This window comes from Burkholderia sp. PAMC 26561 (assembly GCF_001557535.2).
Lineage (GTDB): Bacteria > Pseudomonadota > Gammaproteobacteria > Burkholderiales > Burkholderiaceae > Caballeronia.
Map to the genome: position 1 here is coordinate 2,829,969 of NZ_CP014306.1, position 20,331 is coordinate 2,850,299.

Genomic DNA, 20,331 nt, shown 5'->3' on the forward strand with positions numbered 1-20,331 from the left:
CACGTCAGTCGACCATCCGGCCCGCATTGCCTTCGAGCAGCAAGCGGTTATGGTGCGAGGGCATTTCGCTGAACGGCTTGCGATATTGCGACCACAAGCGCAAGTCCTCTGCCTTGTGGAAGACCTGCGAGTCAGGCATTGCAGGCCATGAAGCCGCGGTGAGCCACAGGCGCATCAGATGCCGCCGGTCCTCGAGCGCCTTTGCGTCCTGATAGTCGGTGCGGCCATGCACCATCACGCGGTTATTGAGGAACTGGATGTCGCCATCGCGAAAGCCCATGTCGAGATAGAACTCCGGCGATGCCGAAATCTTCCGTACCTGATACAGCGCCTCCGATTCAAGCGCCGAGTACGGACGTTCACCGCTTTTCTCGGCGAGGCGCGCATATCCCGTCGGCAAATAACAGATGGTCTGTGGGCCTTCGCCTGTAAAGAACGGCACCTTGAATTCGCTGAACGTGCGCGTGGCACGGCGGCCGTCTTCGTCGGTACGCTTGAGGAACAGTCCATCGCGCAGCACCTCGAGCAGATCCGGCCGGTGTTCAAGCATGTGATTGTGCACGGCAACGGCACTCGAAATGCGGCTTTCGCCGCCGGAAATCGCCGTGCGCAAGCACATCAGGCCAATGATGTCGCAGGAGTCCGTGTGCATCAATTGACCGCCGCCCTTGCGATAACCGCGTGATTTCGGCTCGTAGTCGCTGACATCCATGACGTGCCCGAGCAGATCGCCAAGATACGACTGCGTGACCGGGCGGCTGATGTACGAGCCGAGACCAACGTAGATCTGCGCCATGTCGTCGTCGGAATATTTGTCGCGAGGCAGTCCCCGCAGCATCAGGAAGCCGCGACCATTGGCAAGGAAATGCGGCAGGTCGCGCATCAACTGGCCGACGCCATCCAGTGGAAACGTCTCTGGCGTGATGTCCGGAAAGTCGATGTTACCCAGCGCCTGCAGGTGGCGCAGCGCATGGTCGATCTCGGCAAGCTCGCTGGCGCTGAGCAGATGCAAACCCTCTTTGGTCCAGTCGAGGTCGGGACCTTTCCAGACTGCGGGGCTATCGATTGCTGATTCGATGGTACTCATTCACTGTCTCCAGTTGGAAATTGATTCAGGCGACCGGCGCAATCACCGCGTGCTCGCGGTCCGTTTCCACGATCACACCGTCGGTTACGAGTTTCCGATACGCAGCGTCGCCGAGAAGCGGGGCGAGGATTTCACCGCTATGCTCGCCCTTGAGCGGCGCCGGAAAGCGAAAGCCGCCAGGCGTTGCGGATAGACGCGGGACGACGTTGTGCATCGGCAACTGGCCGACTTCGTGATCGTCGACTTCCACGATGCTTTCCCGCTCGCACACGTAGTGGTCCTCGAGCAGGTCCGCAGCGTCGAAAACGGGGCCGGCGGTGACATCGGCGGCATCGAACAGTGCGCGATTCTCACTCAGCGTCCGCTCGCCGATAAACCCGCCTACGATGCGATCGATCTCTTCCACATGGGCCACCCGGGCGGCGTTGGTTGCATAGCGCACGTCGCTGGTCAGTTCGGGCTTGCCGATGGTCGCGAACAGCCGTTGCGCCATCGACTGTGTCGAGGTCGAAACGCAGAGCCATTTTCCATCCGCCGTCTTGTAGGTATTGCGCGGCGCCGTCGTGCCAGAGCGGCTGCCGGTGCGCGGCTTGATGCGGCCATTGAGCTTGAAGTTTGCAACCTGCGGCCCGAGAATCGAGAGCGTCGGTTCGAAGAGAGAGATGTCGAGCACTTGCCCGCAACCGCCGTTCACCCGCGTATGCCAGAGCGCCATCATCACCGCATTGGCGCCATAGATGCCGGTTGTCATGTCACCGAGGAACATGGGCGGCAGCACCGGTTCACGATCAGCGAAGCCATTCATTGACGCAAAGCCGGAATACCCTTCCACCAAAGTGCCGAAACCAGGTTTGTTCCGGAAGATGCCGGTTTGCCCCCAGCCCGAAATCCGCGCAATGACGAGCCGTGGATTGCGCTCGTGGAGTCTTGCGGGCGCGAGTCCCATTTCCTCCAGCGTGCCCGGTCGGAAACTTTCGACCAGCACATCGGCATCGTCGATCATGCGCGCTATGAGTTCGATTGCTTCCTTGCAACGAAAGTCGACGCACACGCTCTTTTTGTTGCGCGCATACGTCTTCCAGAATATCTCGTAGCCGTCAGTCTTGAACGCACGCAAGGTATCGCCGGCAATGGGCTCGACCTTGACGACATCTGCACCGAAATCGGCAAGCTGCAGAGTCAGCATATTGCCAGCCACGAGGCGCGACAGGTCCACGACCCTCAAGCCCTGCAGCGGGCCGTTTTCATCGTGTGAGAATTCCTTCTTGTGCAGCTTTGACATGGGTTTCCCGAGCGTTGCGCATTGAGGCACTGAATTCAGGTTACACAGAAATAGACATGATGTCTATTTAAGCAGACGGCCGCGCCTTGCGGAGTGCCCTGAATTGCTTTACTTTTAGGCCGCGCGCGGGGCGCGAGACGCTGACCCCGCATAACATTGACGAACGAAATCATTGGCAACACGACATGGCAAATCCAGCCGATACAGGCGTAGCAGCCGTGAACAGGGCGCTGAGCATTCTCAAGGCGTTCGAAGAAAGCGTCGACGGCATGACGCTCGCCGATCTCACGGCGGCAACGGGTCTCTATCACAGCACCATCCTTCGTTTGTGCGAGTCGCTGGAAAGCTTCGGCTACCTCAAGCGTCTTGCCGATGGCCGCTACATGCTCGGCCCCACGCTGTTCCATCTCGGCATGATCTACCAGGGCTCGTTCCGGCTACAGGACTACGCGTTGCCGGTGCTGCGCGAACTGGTCAAGCAGACAGGCGAGACCGCGGCTGTCTACGTGAGGGAAGACGACGTGCGCCTGTGTCTCTATCGGCTGGAATGGCAACGCTCCGTACGTATGCATGTGCGCGAAGGAGAGCGTCTCACGCTCGAAAAGGGCGCCGCCGGCAAAGTGCTGCTCGCCTTCGCAGGCGACAAGGGCGCGACGCTCAAGAAAGTCCGTGACGCGGGCTATGCCGTGTCCCTTGGTGAACGCGATGCCGAGAGCGCTGCCATTGCAGTGCCCGTGTTCGGTGTGGGGCAGAAACTGATATGTGCGATATCGCTGGGCATTCCTCGCTACCGGTTCGACAAGAAGGAATTCAAACTCTATCTGCCGTTCGTGATGCGAGCCGGCGCCGAGCTGACTACTGCCCTCGGCGGTGATCCTGCACTGTTCGAACCGCCGTTCGCGCCAAGCGATGTCATGCGCTGATGCTCTCTAGGCTTGCGCGTTCACGAGCGGTACTGCGCGTCGCGACATCTGCGTCTGGAGGAATGCAAAGCACACGGCGCCGATCAGCAGTGCGCCGATCATGAAGATGAACCCGCCGTTGTACGACCCGCTCGTCTTCACGATCGCGCCTACCACCAGGGGCGCCGTCAACCCGCCAATCTGTCCGCCCGTGTTGATGAAGCCGGCATAGCCGCCGCGCGCGCCTTCGGGCGCCAGGTGCGCGACGAGACCGGCGTACGGCGAAAGGCTGCCGTAGAGCAGGAAAGCCGCCGCGGAGAGGCCGGCGATGCACATTGCGGGGTCGTCGGCGGTGAAAGTGAAGTACAGCGCGATCGCGGTGCCGGTGTAGCCAAGCGCAAGCATGACTGGACGCTTGCGATGCAGCGTGCCGCTCCCCAGCGTGCCGAAAACGATCAGTCCAAGAAAACCGAACAGGTACGGGATCGATGCCGCGAAGCCGAGCGCCTTCAAATCGATATGCCGTTGTGCCGAAAGATAGCTCGGCACCCAGCCGAGGAAGCCCCAATACCCGATGCTGAACGTCATGTATCCGAAAAACAGCAGCCACGTGCTTTTCAGTCTGATGAATGTCTTCCAGTGTGCGCGACGTTCCGCACGTTCCGCCAGCGATGATTTCGCGCCCGCGACTTGCGGCGGAATCATCGCGTAGATCAGAATCGAGACGATCACGCCAGGAATCGCGAAGAAGAAAAATACGTGCTGCCACGGACCGCGCACGAGCAGCCAAACGACGACCGGCGCGACCACCGCCGGACCGATTGCGAGCGCGCTCAGCCACACACTGTGCGCGCGGGCGGCGTCCTTCGAGCTGAAGTTGTCAGCGACCAGTTTGTAGACCGCTGCATTGCACGATCCCTCTGACAATCCAAAGCAGAAGCGCACCATCACCATTGCCGTCACGGTCGACACCAGACCGGTCAATCCCGTGAACAGTGAGAACAGGAGCGGCGCGACGACCAGCAGGGCCTTTGTGCCGAAGCGGTCCGACAGCATGCCGCCCGGCAGTTGCATCAGCGCGTAGCCAAGCGCGAACGCGGCGAAGATCACGCCAAGCTGGGCGGCGTCGAGGTGCAAGGCTTTCATCATCGATGGTGCGGCTACCGAGATGCTGACCCGGTCCAGGTAGTTCACGAACTGCAGCAGCCACGTCAGCATCAGCAGCTTGTACCTAAGGCTCATGTCTTCTCCATGTGATTTTTCGACAGCTCTGGATTCTCGACCGGTGATGATTCTGGATTGTCGGTCTTAAAAACAGACATACTGTCTATTCGGAGTTTATGGGAGCTGTCTGCGCGCTGCAAGCACGTTTGAGGCAGGGATTACCCGCGTTTTTCCTGCGCGGAAATCAATAGCAGAATGCTCAGGCGCGCGTTGCGCCCGCATCGGATGAAGGAAGGTCCATGAACAAAATTGAAAGCCTTAACCGGCACGCCGCAGTTAGAACGCTGTTCGACAAAGTCTGGGATGCGCATGCGATCACGGTCACAGACAACGCGTGGACGCTGCTTCACATCGACCGGATGTTGTTGCACGATCTGTCCGGCAATAACGCACTGACGGCGCTGGAGCAGCGTGGCTTATCGGTTCGGCATCCTGAGCTTTCGTTTTCCACGCCCGATCACGCCGTATCGAGCGCGCCCGGGAGAACCGGTCAAACGTATCCCGGCGGCGCAAAGTTGTGGGCAGGTCTGAAGGGACGTTCGGCCGCGCAAGGCATCCGGTTTTTCGATACCGGTGAAATCGGGCATGGCATCGTTCACGTGATGGGGCCGGAGCTCGGAATCGTCTTGCCGGGCAGCACGCTGGTCTGCGGCGACAGTCATACATGCACGAATGGCGCCCTTGGCGCGCTGGCGTTTGGCATTGGCGCGTCCGAGCTGGTGCACGCCCTTGCCACGCAGACGCTATGGCAGCAGAAGCCAAAGACGCTGCGCGTCACCTTCGACGGTCCGCTGCAGGACGGCGTCACGGCGAAAGACCTGGTGCTGTATTTGATCGGCAAACTCGGGGCCAAGGCGGGAACGGGGTATGCCGTCGAATACGCTGGTTCAACGGTACGGGCGCTGGACATCGAAGCGCGCCTTACGCTTTGCAATCTCTCCATAGAGCTCGGCGCGAAGGTCGGGATGATTGCGCCCGACGACACCACGTACGCGTATCTCGAGGGACGCGACCGGGCGCCGAGTGGGTCGATGTTCGACATGGCGGTGGCGCACTGGCGCACGCTACCTTCTGATCCAGGCGCAGTTTTCGATCGTGAAGCGCACATCGACACGACCGGAATCAAGCCGATGATCACGTGGGGCACGAGTCCCGAGCATGTAATGGCTATCGATGGGGCCGTGCCCGATCCCGCCTGCGCACCCGACGACAAGCACCGCGCAGCCTGGCGCGACGCACTGGACTACATGGGGCTCGCTGCGGGACAAAGCTTGGAGGGAACGCCGGTGGACTGGGTGTTTATCGGTTCGTGCACGAATTCGCGGCTGTCCGACCTGCGCAGCGCGGCAGCCGTGATTCGCGGACAGCAGGTTGCGAAGGGCGTGCATGCCTGGGTCGTGCCGGGTTCCGAGACAGTCAAGCGCGATGCCGAAGCGGAGGGTCTCGACCGCGTGTTCATTGCCGCTGGCTTCGAATGGCGCGAGCCGGGATGCAGCATGTGCGTTGCGGCCAATGGTGAGACCGTACCGCCTGGCGCGCGCTCGGTTTCAACGACCAACCGTAACTTCATCGGCCGTCAGGGCCCGGGCGCGCGCACGCATCTGGTGAGCCCACAAAGCGCTGCTGCTGCGGCCATCACCGGCGTAATCACCGACGCACGAAGGCACCGTCATGGATAAGTTCACTATGCTTAGCGGTGTTGCAGCACCACTGCTGAGGTCGAATATCGACACTGACACGGTGATACGGATAGAACGTCTCACGCAGAACGCCCGGCAGGATCTGGGTCCCTATGCATTTGAAGCGCTGCGCTTCCGGCCGGATGGCAGTGAAGATCCAGCATGCGTGCTGAACCAGGCCCCGTTTCGCGGGGCCCCGATCGTGCTCGCCGGAGAAAACTTCGGTTGTGGTTCGTCGCGCGAAGGCGCCGTTTGGGCTCTGATGGCTGCCGGCATACGCTGTGTGATTGCCGAAAGCTTTGGCGACATTTTCTACAACAATTGCTTTCAGAATGGCCTGTTGCCGGTTCGTCTGCCTGCAAACGAAATCGCGATGCTGGGTCAGGCCGTCGAGGTCGATCTGGAAAAACAAATGGTGAGTTCAGGCTCCCACGCTTTCCCGTTCGACATTGAACCGATCCGGCGCGAAGCGCTGCTTGAAGGTCTGGATGAAATTTCTCGCACCATGAAAAGCGCCGCGGTCATTGCGCAGTGGGAAGAGAACGATCGTGTACAGCGGCCGTGGATTTGGGGTGGGTGATTGGAGAGGGCGGATTGCTGTTTCGAATGGGTGCGCGACGGCAAGTCTGGGAGCTTGGGCATCGCGACGGCGTATTACGCTGTCGTGCTGCTCGATGTTTCTCTCTCGGGCGCATGCGGTATCGATCTGTAAAGCGCGTAACGTACTGCGCGCAACGATGTTCCCGTGCTGACGCTCAATGCAGTGAATGATCTCGAAACGCGTGTGCACAGTCTTGATGTTGGATCCGACGATTGCCCCCGCAAGCCATTCGGCATCCGCGAAATGCTTGAGCGTAGGCGGGCCGTATTGCGGCGTTCGTGCTGCCCCGACCTTCGCTCAGATTGCCAGACCACGCTTGCGTAGCCAGTCAAGCACGATCATTGCGATAGTATCGCTGTTGTCGTCGGCCATGAGGGCGTGAGAATTGCCCGTAATGCCGCGCGCGGGCAAATCGATCCATTCGACATCTGCGCACGCAGCCGCCAGCGCGTCGTACCAGCGACGCACTTTCGGCACCGAGTCGACCCAGAACGAGTGCCGATCGAGAAAGTCGCCCCAAACAAAAAGATGAGGCACATGCCTGAGCGCGGCAGCATCGTTTTGATCGGCAGAAGGGGCGCCCGATGGCTCAAGCGAGATGACTGCCTTGATTCGTTCCGGCGCATTTAGCGCAGCGGTCAGCCCGAAATTGCCGCCCTGGCTGTGCGTGAGAATGATGCTGGCGTCGAGTTTGCCGACAAGAGCGTCGTATGCGCGTTGCGTGCGCTCGTTGTTCGTCGACCAGCGGGGAACGAACTGGTTCATGAAGGTTTGCATCAACTCGACCGGGAAGCGCACGCCAGGGTGTGGGTACCTCGCTCCCGGGTCGCGATGCCATGATCCAACGGGCCCAAACCGAAAGGTCTCTTCCCATGCTTCTCGCGCGGTGCGGAAATACGGCGCTTCGTCATAGACCTCGGGATAGGGCGCCCATGAAGCACGGCCTCGCTCGACCGCATCCGAAACATAAACGTCAAATCCCGCCCGCAGGAAGAACATCTGCCAGCCGGGGCGGCCGTCGGGTGTCGTTTCCCAGTTGACGCCGCTCATGCCGCCTCCATGCCACAGCAGCAGGGGCCATTTGCTGGTCGGACGTTCGAGTTTGACGTACTGGACGTACATCTGGCCGGCAATGATCTCGCCGTTCTGATCGACCGGGTGAATCGCCCCTTGATTGGTACTGACCCGCTCACGAAGCGGCATTCCTTGAAGGCTCAACATTTCTCCGCCCACATGGAAACTGCCCATGTCGCGGACTAGGACCGGGCTTGTCAGTAGCCGCAATGAATCCACCTGCGTTTCTTCGCTCATGACCAGACACCTCCACAGGGTAGCTATTGAAATAATGCCATCTTCATCGGCGGGCGTTCCCTGACATCAATCAGATCCGGCCGGCCGTGAGCACTACCACCACTAGCGCCCAAAGTCCCGAGAGACTCATGCCATCGCACTGGGTTTCATGCACGTTCCTTAAGTCTGGAAATTGTCTCGAACTGCCAAAAGCGCTTTGCGCTTGTGCCCGTTCTGTTGAGCACGCCGCTTCGAACGACGAAACGCAGACCGAACGGGTAACGGCGATATCTCTTCACATCGATTCACGAGGCTGTCAATTTTTACGGCCTGATTCTTCGTATCAGTCGATGTCGTCAACGACTCCTTTCGATGATGCCGCTGACGGCTCTCTAAGCGGAAAAATGAACATGGCGGCGGCAAGGCCGAGTGTGCCGCCGAGCAGCGTTTCCCAGGCGCGGGCGACGAGCAACGCAAGCGAATGCACGCCGCTTGCCGCAAGCGTCACGATCAGCGTGAACGCGAATGCGCCGCACGCAATGTCGTAGCGCTCCGGTAGGGCCATTGCGTAGACGATGATGGCGAGCGCGGCGGCGATCCATATCAGCCGCGGCGCATGTTCCGCGACGGGCAGACAGGCGAGGCCCAACGGCACGCCGATCAGCGTGCCGACGATCCGCCGTCGCACGCGCAGCATTGTGCCGCTCGCCGATCCCGCGACGACATACGTGCAGGCAGTGATTGCCCACGACGATTCAACGAGGCCGATCGATTCGTTCAGACCGACGATGACCAACGCCGCGATCGACGCCTGAAGCCCCATGCAGAATTCGGGCGAGCATCGATGGGAGTCGGAGGCCGGGCCGGCAGAGAGCGCCGCGATGGAAACGGGGCGCTCGGCGGGCCCGCTCAGCACGCGCGGCACAATCGACGCGACCGCCGCGATCAATGCCGCCACGCTTATGGCGCGTAGATCCGCAGTGGTGAGCCGTGCGCCATAAGCGAGCAATTCGCCGATAAAAACCTGCGACCCGATGCCCGCGCCCAGCACCCCGAACCGCTTCAGATATCCGGTGAGGAACGCGCCGCTCACGAGAACCAGTTCCGGCCCCGCCAGACCGGCGAGCGCCAACGGGCGGGACATGACCACGAATACGAGCGCGCCCAGCGCGGCCGCGAGACTCAATAGTGCTAGATCGCGGCTCGACTGGGCTCGCGTCGTCTTGCCTTCGGACACGCTTGCCCAGAGCGCAATGTTGCCCGCGAGAAAGCCGAGCGACGCGCTGCCTGGCAAGCCGATCGCAACGTCGTGAAGCGTCCCGAGCGCCGCCGCAATGCCGTAAGCGGTCACGAGCCGCAACCCCTTGATGCGCCGATGCGTACCCGGGTCGACGCGATCCAGCCAGCACACTGCCGCGTTGAGCCGATTTCGGGTGGTATGTGCGTCTTCAATCATGGCGTTCCCTTTCTGGAAAGTGGTCCAGGTCGCCACAAAAACCTTTGGTTTGCGTGCGCATTCTTTCCCCACTTTCACAGCTCACACTGCCTGCATCGATACGGCGAACCGCTGGCATCACACGAAAGGAGCCGATATGAGAGTCATCCGCCACACCGTCATTGCCGCCGCACTGGGTTGTGGTCCATCAACGGGATTGTGAAGTATGGGCAGGCCGAGTGTTCAGGATCTCACACGAGAGCGCCGATTACATCTTGGAGACGACAACTGTGCCGACCCGCGTCTAGCCACCATTCGATGCGGGGAGCAACACCCTCAACAGTTCGGCGATGTCAGGCAAAGACCCCACATAGCTGATCGGACCGTCGAAATCAATCGCGTTTTGCTGCATGCCTTTGGGTTTGGCGCCTGGTTCCAGAACAAACGTCAGGCCACCGGCGTGGTGAACGGCTTCCGTACCCCGGGAGCCGTCGTCAAGCGCACCTGACAGAAGGATTGCAACGCTTCGATTGCCGGCATGCAGAGCGACGGATTTGTATAACTCGTCCACAGTCCGATTGCGTAATTTGTCATTGCGACCGTCAATGAGCTGCGCCTCGCCTTGACTTCCCAATGTCAGAATCGCGTCGGGTGTTCCAAGATAACAAACGCCCGGCTCCATTAGTTGGCCGTTGCTCGCAATCTCCACGGGAAGGCTGCTGGAACGGCGAAGGATATCGGCGAGGAAACTCACGTGACCGCTCGGGCGATGAAGCACCGCCAACACGGTTACGTCCAGCCCTGTAGGCCAGATTTCCATCAATTCACGTAGGTTGTCCAGGCCTTCAGAGCCGGAACCGCCGATAGCAACATAAGACCGCGAAGAATTTTTGTTCATTCCAGATCATAGAGGATGCGAAAAGGTAGTCTTGAAATCGGACATGGAGCATCTTTCCGGTTAATTACCATGACGCTGCGCTCATCGGAAAAAAACAGTTCGTCGGGCGGGGATGTGCTTCTACTTGCGCTCGGCTCCGAGGACGGCGTCGGCGCACGCGAGGAAGCCCTTGATCAAACGTGCCCTCGGCGACGCCCGGTTCCACAGCACGCCGAATCGACGCGGCTCGGTGTGAACGGGCAGTGCAAGTTTCGCGATGTCCAGATGTACTGTCAGGGGTGACACGATATCCGGCACGAGCGACACGCCGAGTCCGCGATCCACCATCATTGCAATCGCCATCAATGAATTCAATTCGAACAGTTCGCGCGGCATGATCTTCGCCGCACGCAGATACCGGTCAGCCTGCTTGCCACCGCCAAGCGAGCGGTCATAGCGGATGAACGGCTCGTTTCTAAGCAGTCCGTGCGGATCGTGGGCGGCAAAACGCGCTGGTGCCAGCACGACGATCGGCTCTTCTCGCAGCAGGTGCCAGTCGTAAGCTTTCGGTAGTGAAAACCCCGGATGAAGACAGACGGCGATATCGACGTCGGCACGCTGAAGCGTTTCGTAGAGTTCCATCGACGTTCCGGCGCGGATCAAAACCTTCGCGTTCGGATACGACCTGGCGAACGCGGAGAGGACGTCCGGCATCAGGCTCAGCAATGCGGTTGTAATCGTGCCGATCCGCAGTTCGCCCGCCGCGTCGTCTTCGAGCGCCAACGCCTTCAACTCCGAAAAGTCGTGCACCAGGCTGCGCGCGCGCTGGATCACGCGATAGCCGGCTTCCGTAGGCATGACCGTGCGCCCCGAGCGAACCAGTAGTTCGGCCCCGAATGCGCGTTCCAGCGACTGGACCTGCTGGGCCACCGCAGCCGGTGTTATCCCAATCCGGCGCGCTGCTTCCGCGATAGAACCACTGTCGGCAACCAATAAGAAATTCGCCAGAAAAGCGATGTCCATAAAGATAGATTCTGCATCTTTTGAAGATAGGTTCGGATAGTTTATCTAAATTCATTCAGGAATTAGACTGGATCGTGATAAGTCAAATAGATCAGAGCGGAGACATGAGAAGCAAACTGTTTGTGCCAGCCTCGCGACCCGAGTTGTTCGGCAAGGCTTTAGCCAGCGCCGCCGATGCAGTTTCATTCGACCTCGAAGACGCGGTTGCGCCCGAACGCAAGCCGCAAGCACGGGCTGCGCTGAGCGAACTGCTACGCTCCAATCTCGTCGCTGCCGCCAATAAGGTACTGATAGTGCGTGTGAACGCGCTCGACACCCCTTATTTCAATGCGGACATCGATGCCATCGCACAGCGCGGCCTTGATCTGATCAATCTGCCAAAAGCGGAATCGGCCGACGACGTGCGCGCTGCCGCCGATGTGCTCGAGCGCGCCGAAAGGGCCAACGGCGTGACCACACCGATCCGGCTGCTGCTTAACATTGAAACACCCAAAGGATTACGCCACGCCGCCCAGCTCGCCGCTGCGCACCCGCGCGTCGCGGGCTTGCAACTCGGCTTGGGCGATCTGTTCGAGCCGCTCGGTATTGCGCGTCGCGAAGCAGTTGCCATTCAGCAGGCCATGTTCGGCTTGCGCATTGCGGCCGGCGAAGCGGGTGTGTTCGCCTACGATTCCGCGTTCGCCGACATCAAGGACCAGGAGGGTTTCCGTGCCGAAGCACAACTCGCCCGGTCGATGGGTTTTCTCGGCAAGAGCTGCATCCATCCAAGCCAGATTGCGCTCGCCAACGAAATCTTCCGTCCTTCCGACGAGGAGATCGCCCATGCGTTGCGCGTCCTCGACGCGGCACGCGACGCCGAAGCACGCGGCGTCGGTGCGTACGTGGTGGATGGAAAGATGATCGATCCGCCGTTCTTCGAACGCGCGCGCGCACTGGTCCGTGATGCCGAACGCCTTGGCCTGCTGAATGATCGCTGAATCCGCCACGTCGAACCGGGAACCGATGGAGCCACACATGGAACGTTCGTCTCACGCAGCCACGACCGGCATGACAGGCCCGCTATCGGGAATTCGCGTGCTCGACTTGAGCGCTTACATTGCAGGTCCGTACGGATGCACACTGCTCGCGGACCAGGGTGCCGATGTCGTCAAGATCGAACCGCCTGCCGGCGACAATCTGCGCAAATATCCGTCCACCCTCGAAGCCGAAAGTCGCGCCTTCCTGGGTGTGAACCGTGGCAAGCGCGGTCTGGTCCTTGACCTGAAGCAAGCAGAGGCACTCAACGTGCTGATGCAACTCGTCAAAACCGCCGATGTGCTCGTGCACAACTTCCGCCCCAACGTACCGCCGCGTCTCGGCATTGCATTCGAACAGCTTCGCCAGGTGAATCCGCGGCTGATCTATTGCGCGGTCACCGGCTATGGCGAGACCGGCCCGAAGAAGGACAAGGCCGGCTATGACCAGGTCCTGCAAACGATGAGCGGAATGTGCGCACTGCAAGGCCCGAGCGAAGGGCCGCCTGAAATCCTGTACGGCTCGGTGGTTGACTACTACGCTGCGGCGCTCGTCGCGGCGGGCGTGTCTTCCGCGCTTTTCGAGCGCGAGCGTACCGGCGAGGGACAGTACGTTGGTGTATCGCTGCTGCGCAGCGCGCTCACGATGCAATCAGCGCGGATGATCTGGGCCGACAGCGAACCGAGAGACGTTGGCCGCGATATGCGTTCGGGCGGCATCACAGGCATCCATCCGACTCGCGAAGGCTACCTGTATATCTCGGCGAACACGCCACACTTCTGGCAGGCACTGTGTGAGAAAACCGGGCTCAGCGCACTTGCAGAAAACGAACGCTACGACTCGGTGCGCAAGCGCGCGATGCATCGTGATGAAATCGTACCGAAATTGCACCAGGCGCTGGCAGCGCGTAGCGCACTGGAATGGGAAGCGCTGTTCGGCGACGCGGTGCCGTGCTCGGCCGCGCGCACCATCGAAGACATGTTCGACGATCCGCAGGTGCTTGCGGAGGACATGGTGGCCACCTACGACTATCCCGGCGTCGGACGTTACCGCGGCTTTCAGCATCCGATCCGTTTCGGCGATAAAGCAGGAGACGCGACAGCGCACACGCCGCAAGCCGCTCCTGCATTCGGCCAGCATTCGGATGCGGTGCTGCGCGACGCAGGTCTGAGCGATGACGAAATCGCGGCGCTGCGTGCGAGACGCGCGGTGCTGTAGGGAGAGAGTGCAGCGCGGTGTGAGTGACAGGGCAGCACGCCCGACATATAAAACGGAGACGATGATGAATTCGCAGTCGCGTAAAGATAACGCGCAACCCGCCGGGCGCCGAGCCCCTGCAGGCGCGTGCGATTCGCACATGCACGTGTACGACCGCCGCTTCCTCGCGGATGGCGCAAGCCAGGCGAACTTCCCGGATCGCGCGAGCGCTGCGGAGTATCTCGAGGTACAGCGGCAGACCGGCACGACCCGCACCGTAGTCGTAACGCCGCGCAATTATGGCTCCGACAACCGCGTCACGCTGGATGCAATCCAGGCGCTTGGCCGCGAACGAACGCGCGGTGTCGGCGTGCTGACGCCCGAAGTGACGGACGCACAACTCGAACAACTTCACAATGGCGGCGTTCGGGGTATCCGTTTCACGCTTTACACCCCGGCCAATGCCGCCGTCCGCTTCGATATGGTCGAGCCACTCGCGCAACGCATCGCGGAACTCGGCTGGCACGTGCAACTGCACTGGACCGCTGCGCAGATCGTCGAGCACCGGGCGATGCTTGCACGCCTGCCATCGGCAATCGTGTTCGATCATCTCGCGCGTCTGCCATTACCCGACGGTGCTTCACATCCCGCGTTCAATATCGTGCGTGATCTGGCCGAATCGGGTCGCGTCTGGGTCAAGCTCTCCGGACCGTATCTCGACTCTTGCGTGGGGCTCGCCGATGACTATGCCGATACTGCACCGGTCGCACGTGCATGGATTGGCGCGCTGCCCGATCGCGTCGTCTGGGGCAGCGACTGGCCGCACGTGACAGAGTCACACAAGCCCGATGACACGCGACTGCTCGATCTGCTCGATACATGGACCGAGGATACTGCGGTCAGCGACCGCATCCTGGTGGACAACGCAGCCGCGCTGTATGACTTTCCGAATCAAGAGGATCCGGTATCAAAAGCCTGAGTCTTCCATTTCCCAGCGCCCAAAGAACGCGCGACCTACAAAAAATCAAGAGATAAAACGATGAAACCTGCTGCCGCAACACCCATCGAGCGCAAGACGCGTTTCACCGAAGCGACGGTCAGGCTTTTCGAACGGATCATCCCCGACCCGTTTGTCCTCGCGATCCTGATTACCGCCGCGGTCGCGGTATTGTCGGCGGCATTCGGGCCGCGTGCGTCGGCCTCGCACCTGATCGGGGGTTGGTACAAGGGCTTCTTCGACATCCTGACGTTCGCGTTCCAGATCACGCTGGTGCTCGTGACAGGACACGCGTTTGCGCACGCGCCGCTCGTTCAGCGCATGTTCAAGGCGCTGGTCTCGGTCGCGCGCACGCCGGTCCAGGCGGCGGCGCTTACGTTTTTGCTCGTCGCGGTCGCATCGTTCTGCAACTGGGGCCTGGGGCTCGTCATCAGCGCATTGCTGGCGCGCGAAGTCGCGAAGCGCATGCGTGTCGACTTTGCATGGATCGTTGCGGCGGGTTTTTCGGGCTGGGTCGTTTGGGCAACGGGCATGTCAGGCTCGATCGCGCTCGCGCAGTCCACGGCCGGCAGTTCGATGAACGTCGTGCAGAAGCTGACCGGACAAGTGCTGCCGTTGAGCAGCACCGTGTTCACGCGCTTCAACCTCGTGCCGACGATCATCATGCTCGTCGCAATGCCATTTGTGTTTGCGTGGCTCAAGCCATCCGCCGAGGATTCGGTGGTGCTCGACATGACGAAGCATCCTGACGCGCCGAAGCGGGAGCGACCGGCCGGCCCGCTCAGCTTCGCGCGCTGGATCGAATATTCCTGGATCGGCAGCGCATTCATCGGTGTGGCGGGCATCGCGTTTTTCGTGTTGGCGCGCATCGAGAACCTGCCGTTTTCAGGCGTGAATGGCGTGATCTTCGTCATGTTCATAGGCGGCGTGATCCTGCATGGGTATCCGCTCGCGTACGCCGATGCTGTCAAGAACGCTGCAAAGCAGACTGGCTCCATGATGCTCCAGTACCCGCTTTACGGCGGGATCATGGGAATGATGGACGCGACCGGATTGCCCGATGTAATTTCGCATTTCTTCATCGCGATTTCGAATGCACACACGCTGCCGTTCTGGAGCTACGTGTGCTCGTTGATCGTCACGTTCTTCATTCCAAGCGGCGGCGGTCACTGGGCTGTGCAAGGACCGTTCGTCGTGCCTGCAGCCATCGCGCTGCATGCGTCGGTGCCGGCAACAACAATGGCCGTCGCCATGGGCGAACAAGTGTCGAACATGTTGCAGCCATTCTGGGCTGCGCCGGTGGTCGCGATGGCCGGCATCGGCGTGCAGCGTGTGCTCGGCTATACCGCGGTGACGTTTGTGGTGGGCGCACTGGTGTACGGCGCTGCGTTACTGCTGCTGGTGTAGTGCAACACCGCACTGTGCGGTCATAACAAATAACAGGAGACGATGCATGCATCGCCGTCATTTCATCAAATCGCTTGGCGCGCTTGCGGTCAGCGGCACCGCGCTGCAATCGTCGTTTGCCGCTGGTGCGCCGGCCGCCACCTCGATTGCAGAGCAGCTCGCTGCTTACACGGCAGCACTGCGCTACGAGGACCTCGATGAACAGACCATCGAAGCTGTCAGGACACACCTCGCCGACGCGCTCGGATGCGGCGTTGCGGCGCTAGGCGAAGGGCCGGTGACAATCGCGCGCAAGGTCGCCCTCGCCGGTGCGGGCGATGCTGCGGGGTCGACTGTACTCGGCACGTCGCGTCGCACCTCGCCGGATCTTGCGACCTTCGCCAACGGAGCCGCGATTCGCTACTACGACCTGAACGATGTCTATGCGGGCAAGGAGATCGGCCATCCGAGCGACAACGTGTCGGCCTGTCTCGCTCAGGCAGAGGCGGAACACGCAAATGGACGCGACCTGATCCTCGCGATCGTAATAGCGTACGAAATCGATTGCCGCTTGATGGACGCGGCATCGCTCAGTTCGCGCGGCTGGGACCATCCGATCTACAGCCTGCCCGCCGCGGCGCTCGGGGTAGGCAAGCTGATGAAGCTTTCGGCAGCGCAGCTCGCGCAGGCAGTCAGCCTTGCAATCAACGGCCATCTCGCGCTGAACCAGACGCGGGTGCAGACCATGTCGAACTGGAAGGGGCTCGCCGATGCCGACGCCGCGCGCAACGGCGTATTCTCCGCCGCACTGGCGCGGGAAGGCCTGACTGGACCCGCTCCCATCTTCGAGGGCGATGCCGGATTCTTCAAGCAGGTGTCCGGGCCGTTCACCATCGACACGAGTACTTTTGGCGGCAGGGGCCGCCCTTTTCGCATCAACGATTGCTCGGTCAAGTTCTACCCGTCACAGGCGCTCACGCAGACAGCCATTGCGGCAGGCATAGACGTGGCGAAGCAGGTCGGGAATCTGTCGCGTGTGACGAATGTCGAGATCCGGACCTCCCATGAAGGTTACTTCTCAGCGGGTATGGACCCTCAAAAATGGACGCCCGACACCAGCGAGACCGCCGATCACAGTCTCCCGTACGTGACTGCAAGAGCCATGTTCGATGGCGACATCAGCCACGCGAGCTTTAGCGACAAAGCGCTGCACGATCCGGCTATCCGCGCGTTCATGCAGAAGATCAAGGTCGTGGAAGATCCGGTTCTGACGAAGCTGTACCCGAAGTACTACGCGACGATCGTGACAGCGACTTGCGACGATGGACGCACTTTCACGCGACGCGTCGATGATATTCCCGGCTTCGCCACGCGACCGATGCAGCGGCACGACTTTGAATTGAAGTTTCGCAAAAACGTGGCATCGCGGATTGGCGACGCGCGCACTCAAGAGGCACTGCAAATGTTCTGGACCCTTGAGAAGCAGGGGAATATCTCGCAATTGTTCACGCCGTTTGCGGTGCTTTAAATCCATGAACGACCTTCAGGCGCGCGCGACACTGGCGCGACCTGGCCGCAACAGCATGCGCCGAAAGACAGCATTGGTTTGGGCGTCGCTCCCTCGTACCGGACGCATGGTTGAGCAGAACCGGCGGCACGGCGAGGAAGGCCGACGACGCAATTCAGACGCTCGCGGTCACCAAACTCGCCTGAAGAGACTTCAAGCCTTCCGCGATGTCCTTAAGGCTTCGAGTAGATGTCGCTGATGTTGGCGAACGACTGGGTTTCGCGGCGGAAGGTGAGCCGCTCGGTAGCACGTCTGCGTGCAATCAATCTCGCCGTGTCCGCGCGCCGGCTCGCAGTCACGCTGACACCTGCTGCAGGCGCGATGATCGCGGGTTCGCCGGCAGGCGTACCGGTTTGTGCCACCGCGCGCAGCAGCATGTCGCGCGCTTCCGAATCCGAGACGTCGCTGGCCAAAGCATCGCCCGCGGCTCGAAGCACGCACGGTGTATCGCCGGCTTTTTCGCATGCGCGTGCAAGACCCATCGCCGCGTCCCGCGCAAGTTCGCGCTGGATCAACTCGTTCGTGATCTGACGGACGTCGCCGCGTTTGCTTTCACTCGCTGGCAGCATCGAAAGGCGCGTGCGGGCGTCGCGCAATTCGCCACGCACCATGGAGAGCCTGGCGGCATCGACGGTGCCTGCCAGATCGAGCGACGCGGCCTTGGTGCTGAAAGGCGCGTCGATAAGCCGGTCGGGCGCAAGGTGCGGAATGCTGTCCTGCGCGACAGCTTCTGTCAGTTCCGAGTCGCCACGCCCGGGAGTCGGGCCGAAGGCAAGGTACAAACCGCCGGCCAGCAGCGCGACGAGGGCCGCGCCAATCCCCGCGCGCCTGAGTGCACGGCCGGACCCGCTTCCCGTCGCGACCGGTGCGCCTTCCTCATACAGTTCAGGCTCTTCGACGCTTGGGTAGGCCGAGTCCATCGAGGCGCGCTTTTGCGCGAAGCGGTCAGGGAGGGTGGCTTCATCGGCGGCGCTCAGGACGGCTGTTCCTGCGGCGGCCGTGTCGGACAAATGCGGCTCGATTGTCGCGCCGCTTGCGGACACGCCGTTGCAGCGCGTGCAGGCGGTATCGGACGAGGGCAGCGGATTACCGCACGTCAGGCAGTAGTCGGAAGGGTCTGTGTTGGGCACGGTCGGGTCGCATCAGAAGACAAAAGCAAATCGCTCGAAACAGATAGTAACGGTTTGCGGCGGACGGCGAACGTTCGCCTGAAGCAGGATCAATGCCGAGTGTGCTCAGGCGCACACATCGCTCGCAGGCGGGCGTCCCGTCGGAAGGGCCACGCAAGGACCGGCAGCCTCATGTAGGAATCGACCGGACTTTTGAAATTTCGTCGCGTCGATCGTAAGACAAATTATCGAAGCGTCTCGACCTCCAGTTGCGCGACGCTCGCCCGCGACTCGTGCCTTTCCACCTCCTCCACACGATGCACCCCAAGCGTCTGCCGGCGCACGATCCTGTCGAATCCAGCGAGCACGCGGGCGCAGGTCAGCGTATGACGCCACCATTTGTTCTTCAGGAATGCGCTCGGCACCCATTGCCACGGCAGCACCACTTCGACATTACCCCAGGCCGGCCGCCATTTTTCCGACACATTCCTGCGCCGGAACACACTCACAGACGGAATGCCGAGATTCGACGCAAGATGCCCGATGCCGGAATCGTTGCCGATAAACCAGCCTGACTCATACACGTAGCCCGCGAGCTCGCTCAGGTCGTGGATCCTGGGCGCGGCGATACCTTGCTGGCGCAGGTCCCGCCAGCGTTCCCGTTCGTGAGGCGCCAGGATGAACACGACTTCCAGACCGCGTGCTTTCAGTTGCGATGCGACTTTCATGAATCGGGCCGGCAACCAGCGCTTGTCGCCGGTGCTGGCTTCCGGATGGATGATGACGCGGTTTGCATGGCGCCTGTGCACGAGCCCCTTGAGCGCTGTCATGCCGTTGTGCGATGTCGCGCCGCTGATGCCGAGCTCGTCGCGGCAGTAATGCATGAATCGCTCGGCCATGGAGCCTTGCCTGTTTCCATACTCCACGTCGTGCAGCGTAATCACGCGATCATGCATGTCGGCAAGCGTTGGCAGCGGCTGCTCGGGCTGCATCTGAAATACGGCTTCGAACTGGGCGAATGTTTCCTTGATCTTGCTGACGTGCGGCAGCGGCAAGATCCGCGCATCCGGAAACCACGCGCGCAGTGCATGGGCTGGCGCGCCGAACACAGTTACGTCGATGCCATTCCTGATCAGGTTCTGCACGATCACCATGCAGACGAGCGAATCGCCGATCGCGTTCGACATGGAGAATGCCACGCGCCGAAAGGGCAGAAGGCCACGTAACGGCGTTAAAGCCATCGGGTTTCGCTTGTAAGAGTGTTCACGCTGCCTGAATGCCTGGATGCAAGGTTGAGCTGAGAGGGCGGTTCGATTGCACGCATTGAACGCGTTTTGATCCCGGCCGGACCAACATGATAAGCGCCATTGAGAAATTGCTCACGGGTGAGCGCCGGACCAATGCCAAAAGCCAGCAAATCAACCAATATTGTTCGATGAAAATCACGACTTTCGCGAGTCACTCACACTACTCGGGTTGGTGGCAACGCTGAAACCGGAGCCGGTTCGCGGTGAAGGATATGCATCAGGGCTTTCGGGTTGTAAGACGTGTATCGGTGAACACCCTTAAGCCTGCAGCCATCTGTGCAAACGAACGCGCTTAACAGGTAGCATGTGACGGCTAGCTGACAAAAAATTACCTGGCATACAGGAGGAGACAAA

General features: G+C 60.8%; 17 protein-coding genes. 8 read left to right on the forward strand and 9 right to left on the reverse strand.

Annotation, left to right across the window (positions count from 1 at the left end; translation table 11 throughout):
* Positions 1-4: 4 nt before the first annotated feature.
* On the reverse strand, positions 5-1,087 hold the full coding sequence (locus AXG89_RS13080; RefSeq protein ID WP_061999312.1) for a TauD/TfdA family dioxygenase: 1,083 nt from the start codon (positions 1,085-1,087) through the stop codon (positions 5-7).
* Positions 1,088-1,112: 25 nt separating this feature from the next.
* Complete coding sequence (locus AXG89_RS13085) at positions 1,113-2,369, reverse strand: CaiB/BaiF CoA transferase family protein (RefSeq protein WP_062169890.1); 1,257 nt, start codon at positions 2,367-2,369, stop codon at positions 1,113-1,115.
* A 185-nt stretch (positions 2,370-2,554) separates the two neighbouring features.
* Between AXG89_RS13085 and AXG89_RS13090 the strand changes: the two genes are divergently transcribed.
* Entirely contained in the window at positions 2,555-3,292 is a 738-nt protein-coding gene (locus tag AXG89_RS13090) for an IclR family transcriptional regulator (RefSeq protein WP_061999314.1), read from the forward strand.
* A gap of 6 nt (positions 3,293-3,298) precedes the next feature.
* On the opposite strand, the gene AXG89_RS13095 is transcribed toward AXG89_RS13090, so the two are convergent.
* Complete coding sequence (locus tag AXG89_RS13095; protein ID WP_062169891.1) at positions 3,299-4,513, reverse strand: MFS transporter; 1,215 nt, start codon at positions 4,511-4,513, stop codon at positions 3,299-3,301.
* A gap of 221 nt (positions 4,514-4,734) precedes the next feature.
* On the opposite strand from AXG89_RS13095, the gene leuC reads away from it, so the two are divergent.
* Complete coding sequence (gene leuC / locus AXG89_RS13100) at positions 4,735-6,174, forward strand: 3-isopropylmalate dehydratase large subunit (RefSeq protein ID WP_062169892.1); 1,440 nt, start codon at positions 4,735-4,737, stop codon at positions 6,172-6,174.
* Positions 6,175-6,181: 7 nt separating this feature from the next.
* Entirely contained in the window at positions 6,182-6,754 is a 573-nt protein-coding gene (leuD, locus tag AXG89_RS13105; protein ID WP_335671960.1) for a 3-isopropylmalate dehydratase small subunit, read from the forward strand.
* 318 nt (positions 6,755-7,072) lie between these two features.
* Here leuD and AXG89_RS13110 read toward each other — a convergent pair whose 3' ends face one another.
* The 4 genes from AXG89_RS13110 to AXG89_RS13125 form a co-directional block, all read right to left on the reverse strand.
* A complete protein-coding gene (locus tag AXG89_RS13110) occupies positions 7,073-8,086 on the reverse strand; it encodes an esterase (RefSeq protein ID WP_062169893.1) in 1,014 nt (337 codons plus the stop codon).
* A gap of 322 nt (positions 8,087-8,408) precedes the next feature.
* On the reverse strand, positions 8,409-9,521 hold the full coding sequence (locus tag AXG89_RS13115; protein WP_062170591.1) for an FUSC family protein: 1,113 nt from the start codon (positions 9,519-9,521) through the stop codon (positions 8,409-8,411).
* A 283-nt stretch (positions 9,522-9,804) separates the two neighbouring features.
* Entirely contained in the window at positions 9,805-10,398 is a 594-nt protein-coding gene (locus AXG89_RS13120) for a chemotaxis protein CheB (RefSeq protein WP_062169894.1), read from the reverse strand.
* A gap of 120 nt (positions 10,399-10,518) precedes the next feature.
* Positions 10,519-11,400, reverse strand: a complete 882-nt coding sequence (locus tag AXG89_RS13125; RefSeq protein ID WP_061999321.1) for a LysR family transcriptional regulator — start codon at positions 11,398-11,400, stop codon at positions 10,519-10,521.
* Between the two features lie 104 nt (positions 11,401-11,504).
* Between AXG89_RS13125 and AXG89_RS13130 the strand changes: the two genes are divergently transcribed.
* From AXG89_RS13130 to AXG89_RS13150, 5 genes are all read left to right on the forward strand, one after another.
* Positions 11,505-12,377 (forward strand): HpcH/HpaI aldolase/citrate lyase family protein, encoded by an 873-nt coding sequence (locus tag AXG89_RS13130; protein ID WP_062169895.1) that lies wholly within the window; start codon positions 11,505-11,507, stop codon positions 12,375-12,377.
* 37 nt (positions 12,378-12,414) lie between these two features.
* Complete coding sequence (locus AXG89_RS13135) at positions 12,415-13,632, forward strand: CaiB/BaiF CoA transferase family protein (protein WP_062169896.1); 1,218 nt, start codon at positions 12,415-12,417, stop codon at positions 13,630-13,632.
* 61 nt (positions 13,633-13,693) lie between these two features.
* Positions 13,694-14,590, forward strand: a complete 897-nt coding sequence (locus tag AXG89_RS13140; protein ID WP_236873337.1) for an amidohydrolase family protein — start codon at positions 13,694-13,696, stop codon at positions 14,588-14,590.
* Between the two features lie 60 nt (positions 14,591-14,650).
* Positions 14,651-16,015: a short-chain fatty acid transporter gene (locus tag AXG89_RS13145; RefSeq protein WP_062169898.1), complete on the forward strand. Its 1,365-nt coding sequence runs from the start codon at positions 14,651-14,653 to the stop codon at positions 16,013-16,015.
* A gap of 46 nt (positions 16,016-16,061) precedes the next feature.
* Complete coding sequence (locus AXG89_RS13150) at positions 16,062-17,522, forward strand: MmgE/PrpD family protein (RefSeq protein ID WP_062169899.1); 1,461 nt, start codon at positions 16,062-16,064, stop codon at positions 17,520-17,522.
* Positions 17,523-17,734: 212 nt separating this feature from the next.
* Here the strand turns inward: AXG89_RS13150 and AXG89_RS13155 are convergent, their stop codons facing one another.
* Positions 17,735-18,691 carry a hypothetical protein gene (locus AXG89_RS13155; protein ID WP_062169900.1) on the reverse strand — a complete coding sequence of 319 codons (957 nt, stop codon included), beginning with the start codon at positions 18,689-18,691 and terminating at the stop codon, positions 17,735-17,737.
* Positions 18,692-18,915: 224 nt separating this feature from the next.
* Positions 18,916-19,857, reverse strand: a complete 942-nt coding sequence (locus AXG89_RS13160) for a glycosyltransferase family 9 protein (RefSeq protein WP_236873338.1) — start codon at positions 19,855-19,857, stop codon at positions 18,916-18,918.
* Positions 19,858-20,331: the final 474 nt, after the last annotated feature.

Excerpts from the sequence above, each read along its gene's own strand:
- AXG89_RS13130 (WP_062169895.1), top strand. The coding sequence starts at position 11,505 with ATGAGAAGCAAACTGTTTGTGCCAGCCTCGCGACCCGAGTTGTTCGGC.
- AXG89_RS13150 (WP_062169899.1), top strand. The coding sequence starts at position 16,062 with ATGCATCGCCGTCATTTCATCAAATCGCTTGGCGCGCTTGCGGTCAGC.
- AXG89_RS13115 (WP_062170591.1), bottom strand. The coding sequence starts at position 9,521 with ATGATTGAAGACGCACATACCACCCGAAATCGGCTCAACGCGGCAGTG.
- AXG89_RS13135 (WP_062169896.1), top strand. The coding sequence starts at position 12,415 with ATGGAACGTTCGTCTCACGCAGCCACGACCGGCATGACAGGCCCGCTA.
- AXG89_RS13090 (WP_061999314.1), top strand. The coding sequence starts at position 2,555 with ATGGCAAATCCAGCCGATACAGGCGTAGCAGCCGTGAACAGGGCGCTG.
- AXG89_RS13145 (WP_062169898.1), top strand. The coding sequence starts at position 14,651 with ATGAAACCTGCTGCCGCAACACCCATCGAGCGCAAGACGCGTTTCACC.
- AXG89_RS13085 (WP_062169890.1), bottom strand. The coding sequence starts at position 2,369 with ATGTCAAAGCTGCACAAGAAGGAATTCTCACACGATGAAAACGGCCCG.
- leuD (WP_335671960.1), top strand. The coding sequence starts at position 6,182 with ATGCTTAGCGGTGTTGCAGCACCACTGCTGAGGTCGAATATCGACACT.
- AXG89_RS13120 (WP_062169894.1), bottom strand. The coding sequence starts at position 10,398 with ATGAACAAAAATTCTTCGCGGTCTTATGTTGCTATCGGCGGTTCCGGC.
- AXG89_RS13125 (WP_061999321.1), bottom strand. The coding sequence starts at position 11,400 with ATGGACATCGCTTTTCTGGCGAATTTCTTATTGGTTGCCGACAGTGGT.
- AXG89_RS13140 (WP_236873337.1), top strand. The coding sequence starts at position 13,694 with ATGATGAATTCGCAGTCGCGTAAAGATAACGCGCAACCCGCCGGGCGC.
- leuC (WP_062169892.1), top strand. The coding sequence starts at position 4,735 with ATGAACAAAATTGAAAGCCTTAACCGGCACGCCGCAGTTAGAACGCTG.
- AXG89_RS13080 (WP_061999312.1), bottom strand. The coding sequence starts at position 1,087 with ATGAGTACCATCGAATCAGCAATCGATAGCCCCGCAGTCTGGAAAGGT.
- AXG89_RS13110 (WP_062169893.1), bottom strand. The coding sequence starts at position 8,086 with ATGAGCGAAGAAACGCAGGTGGATTCATTGCGGCTACTGACAAGCCCG.
- AXG89_RS13095 (WP_062169891.1), bottom strand. The coding sequence starts at position 4,513 with ATGAGCCTTAGGTACAAGCTGCTGATGCTGACGTGGCTGCTGCAGTTC.
- AXG89_RS13160 (WP_236873338.1), bottom strand. The coding sequence starts at position 19,857 with ATGTCGAACGCGATCGGCGATTCGCTCGTCTGCATGGTGATCGTGCAG.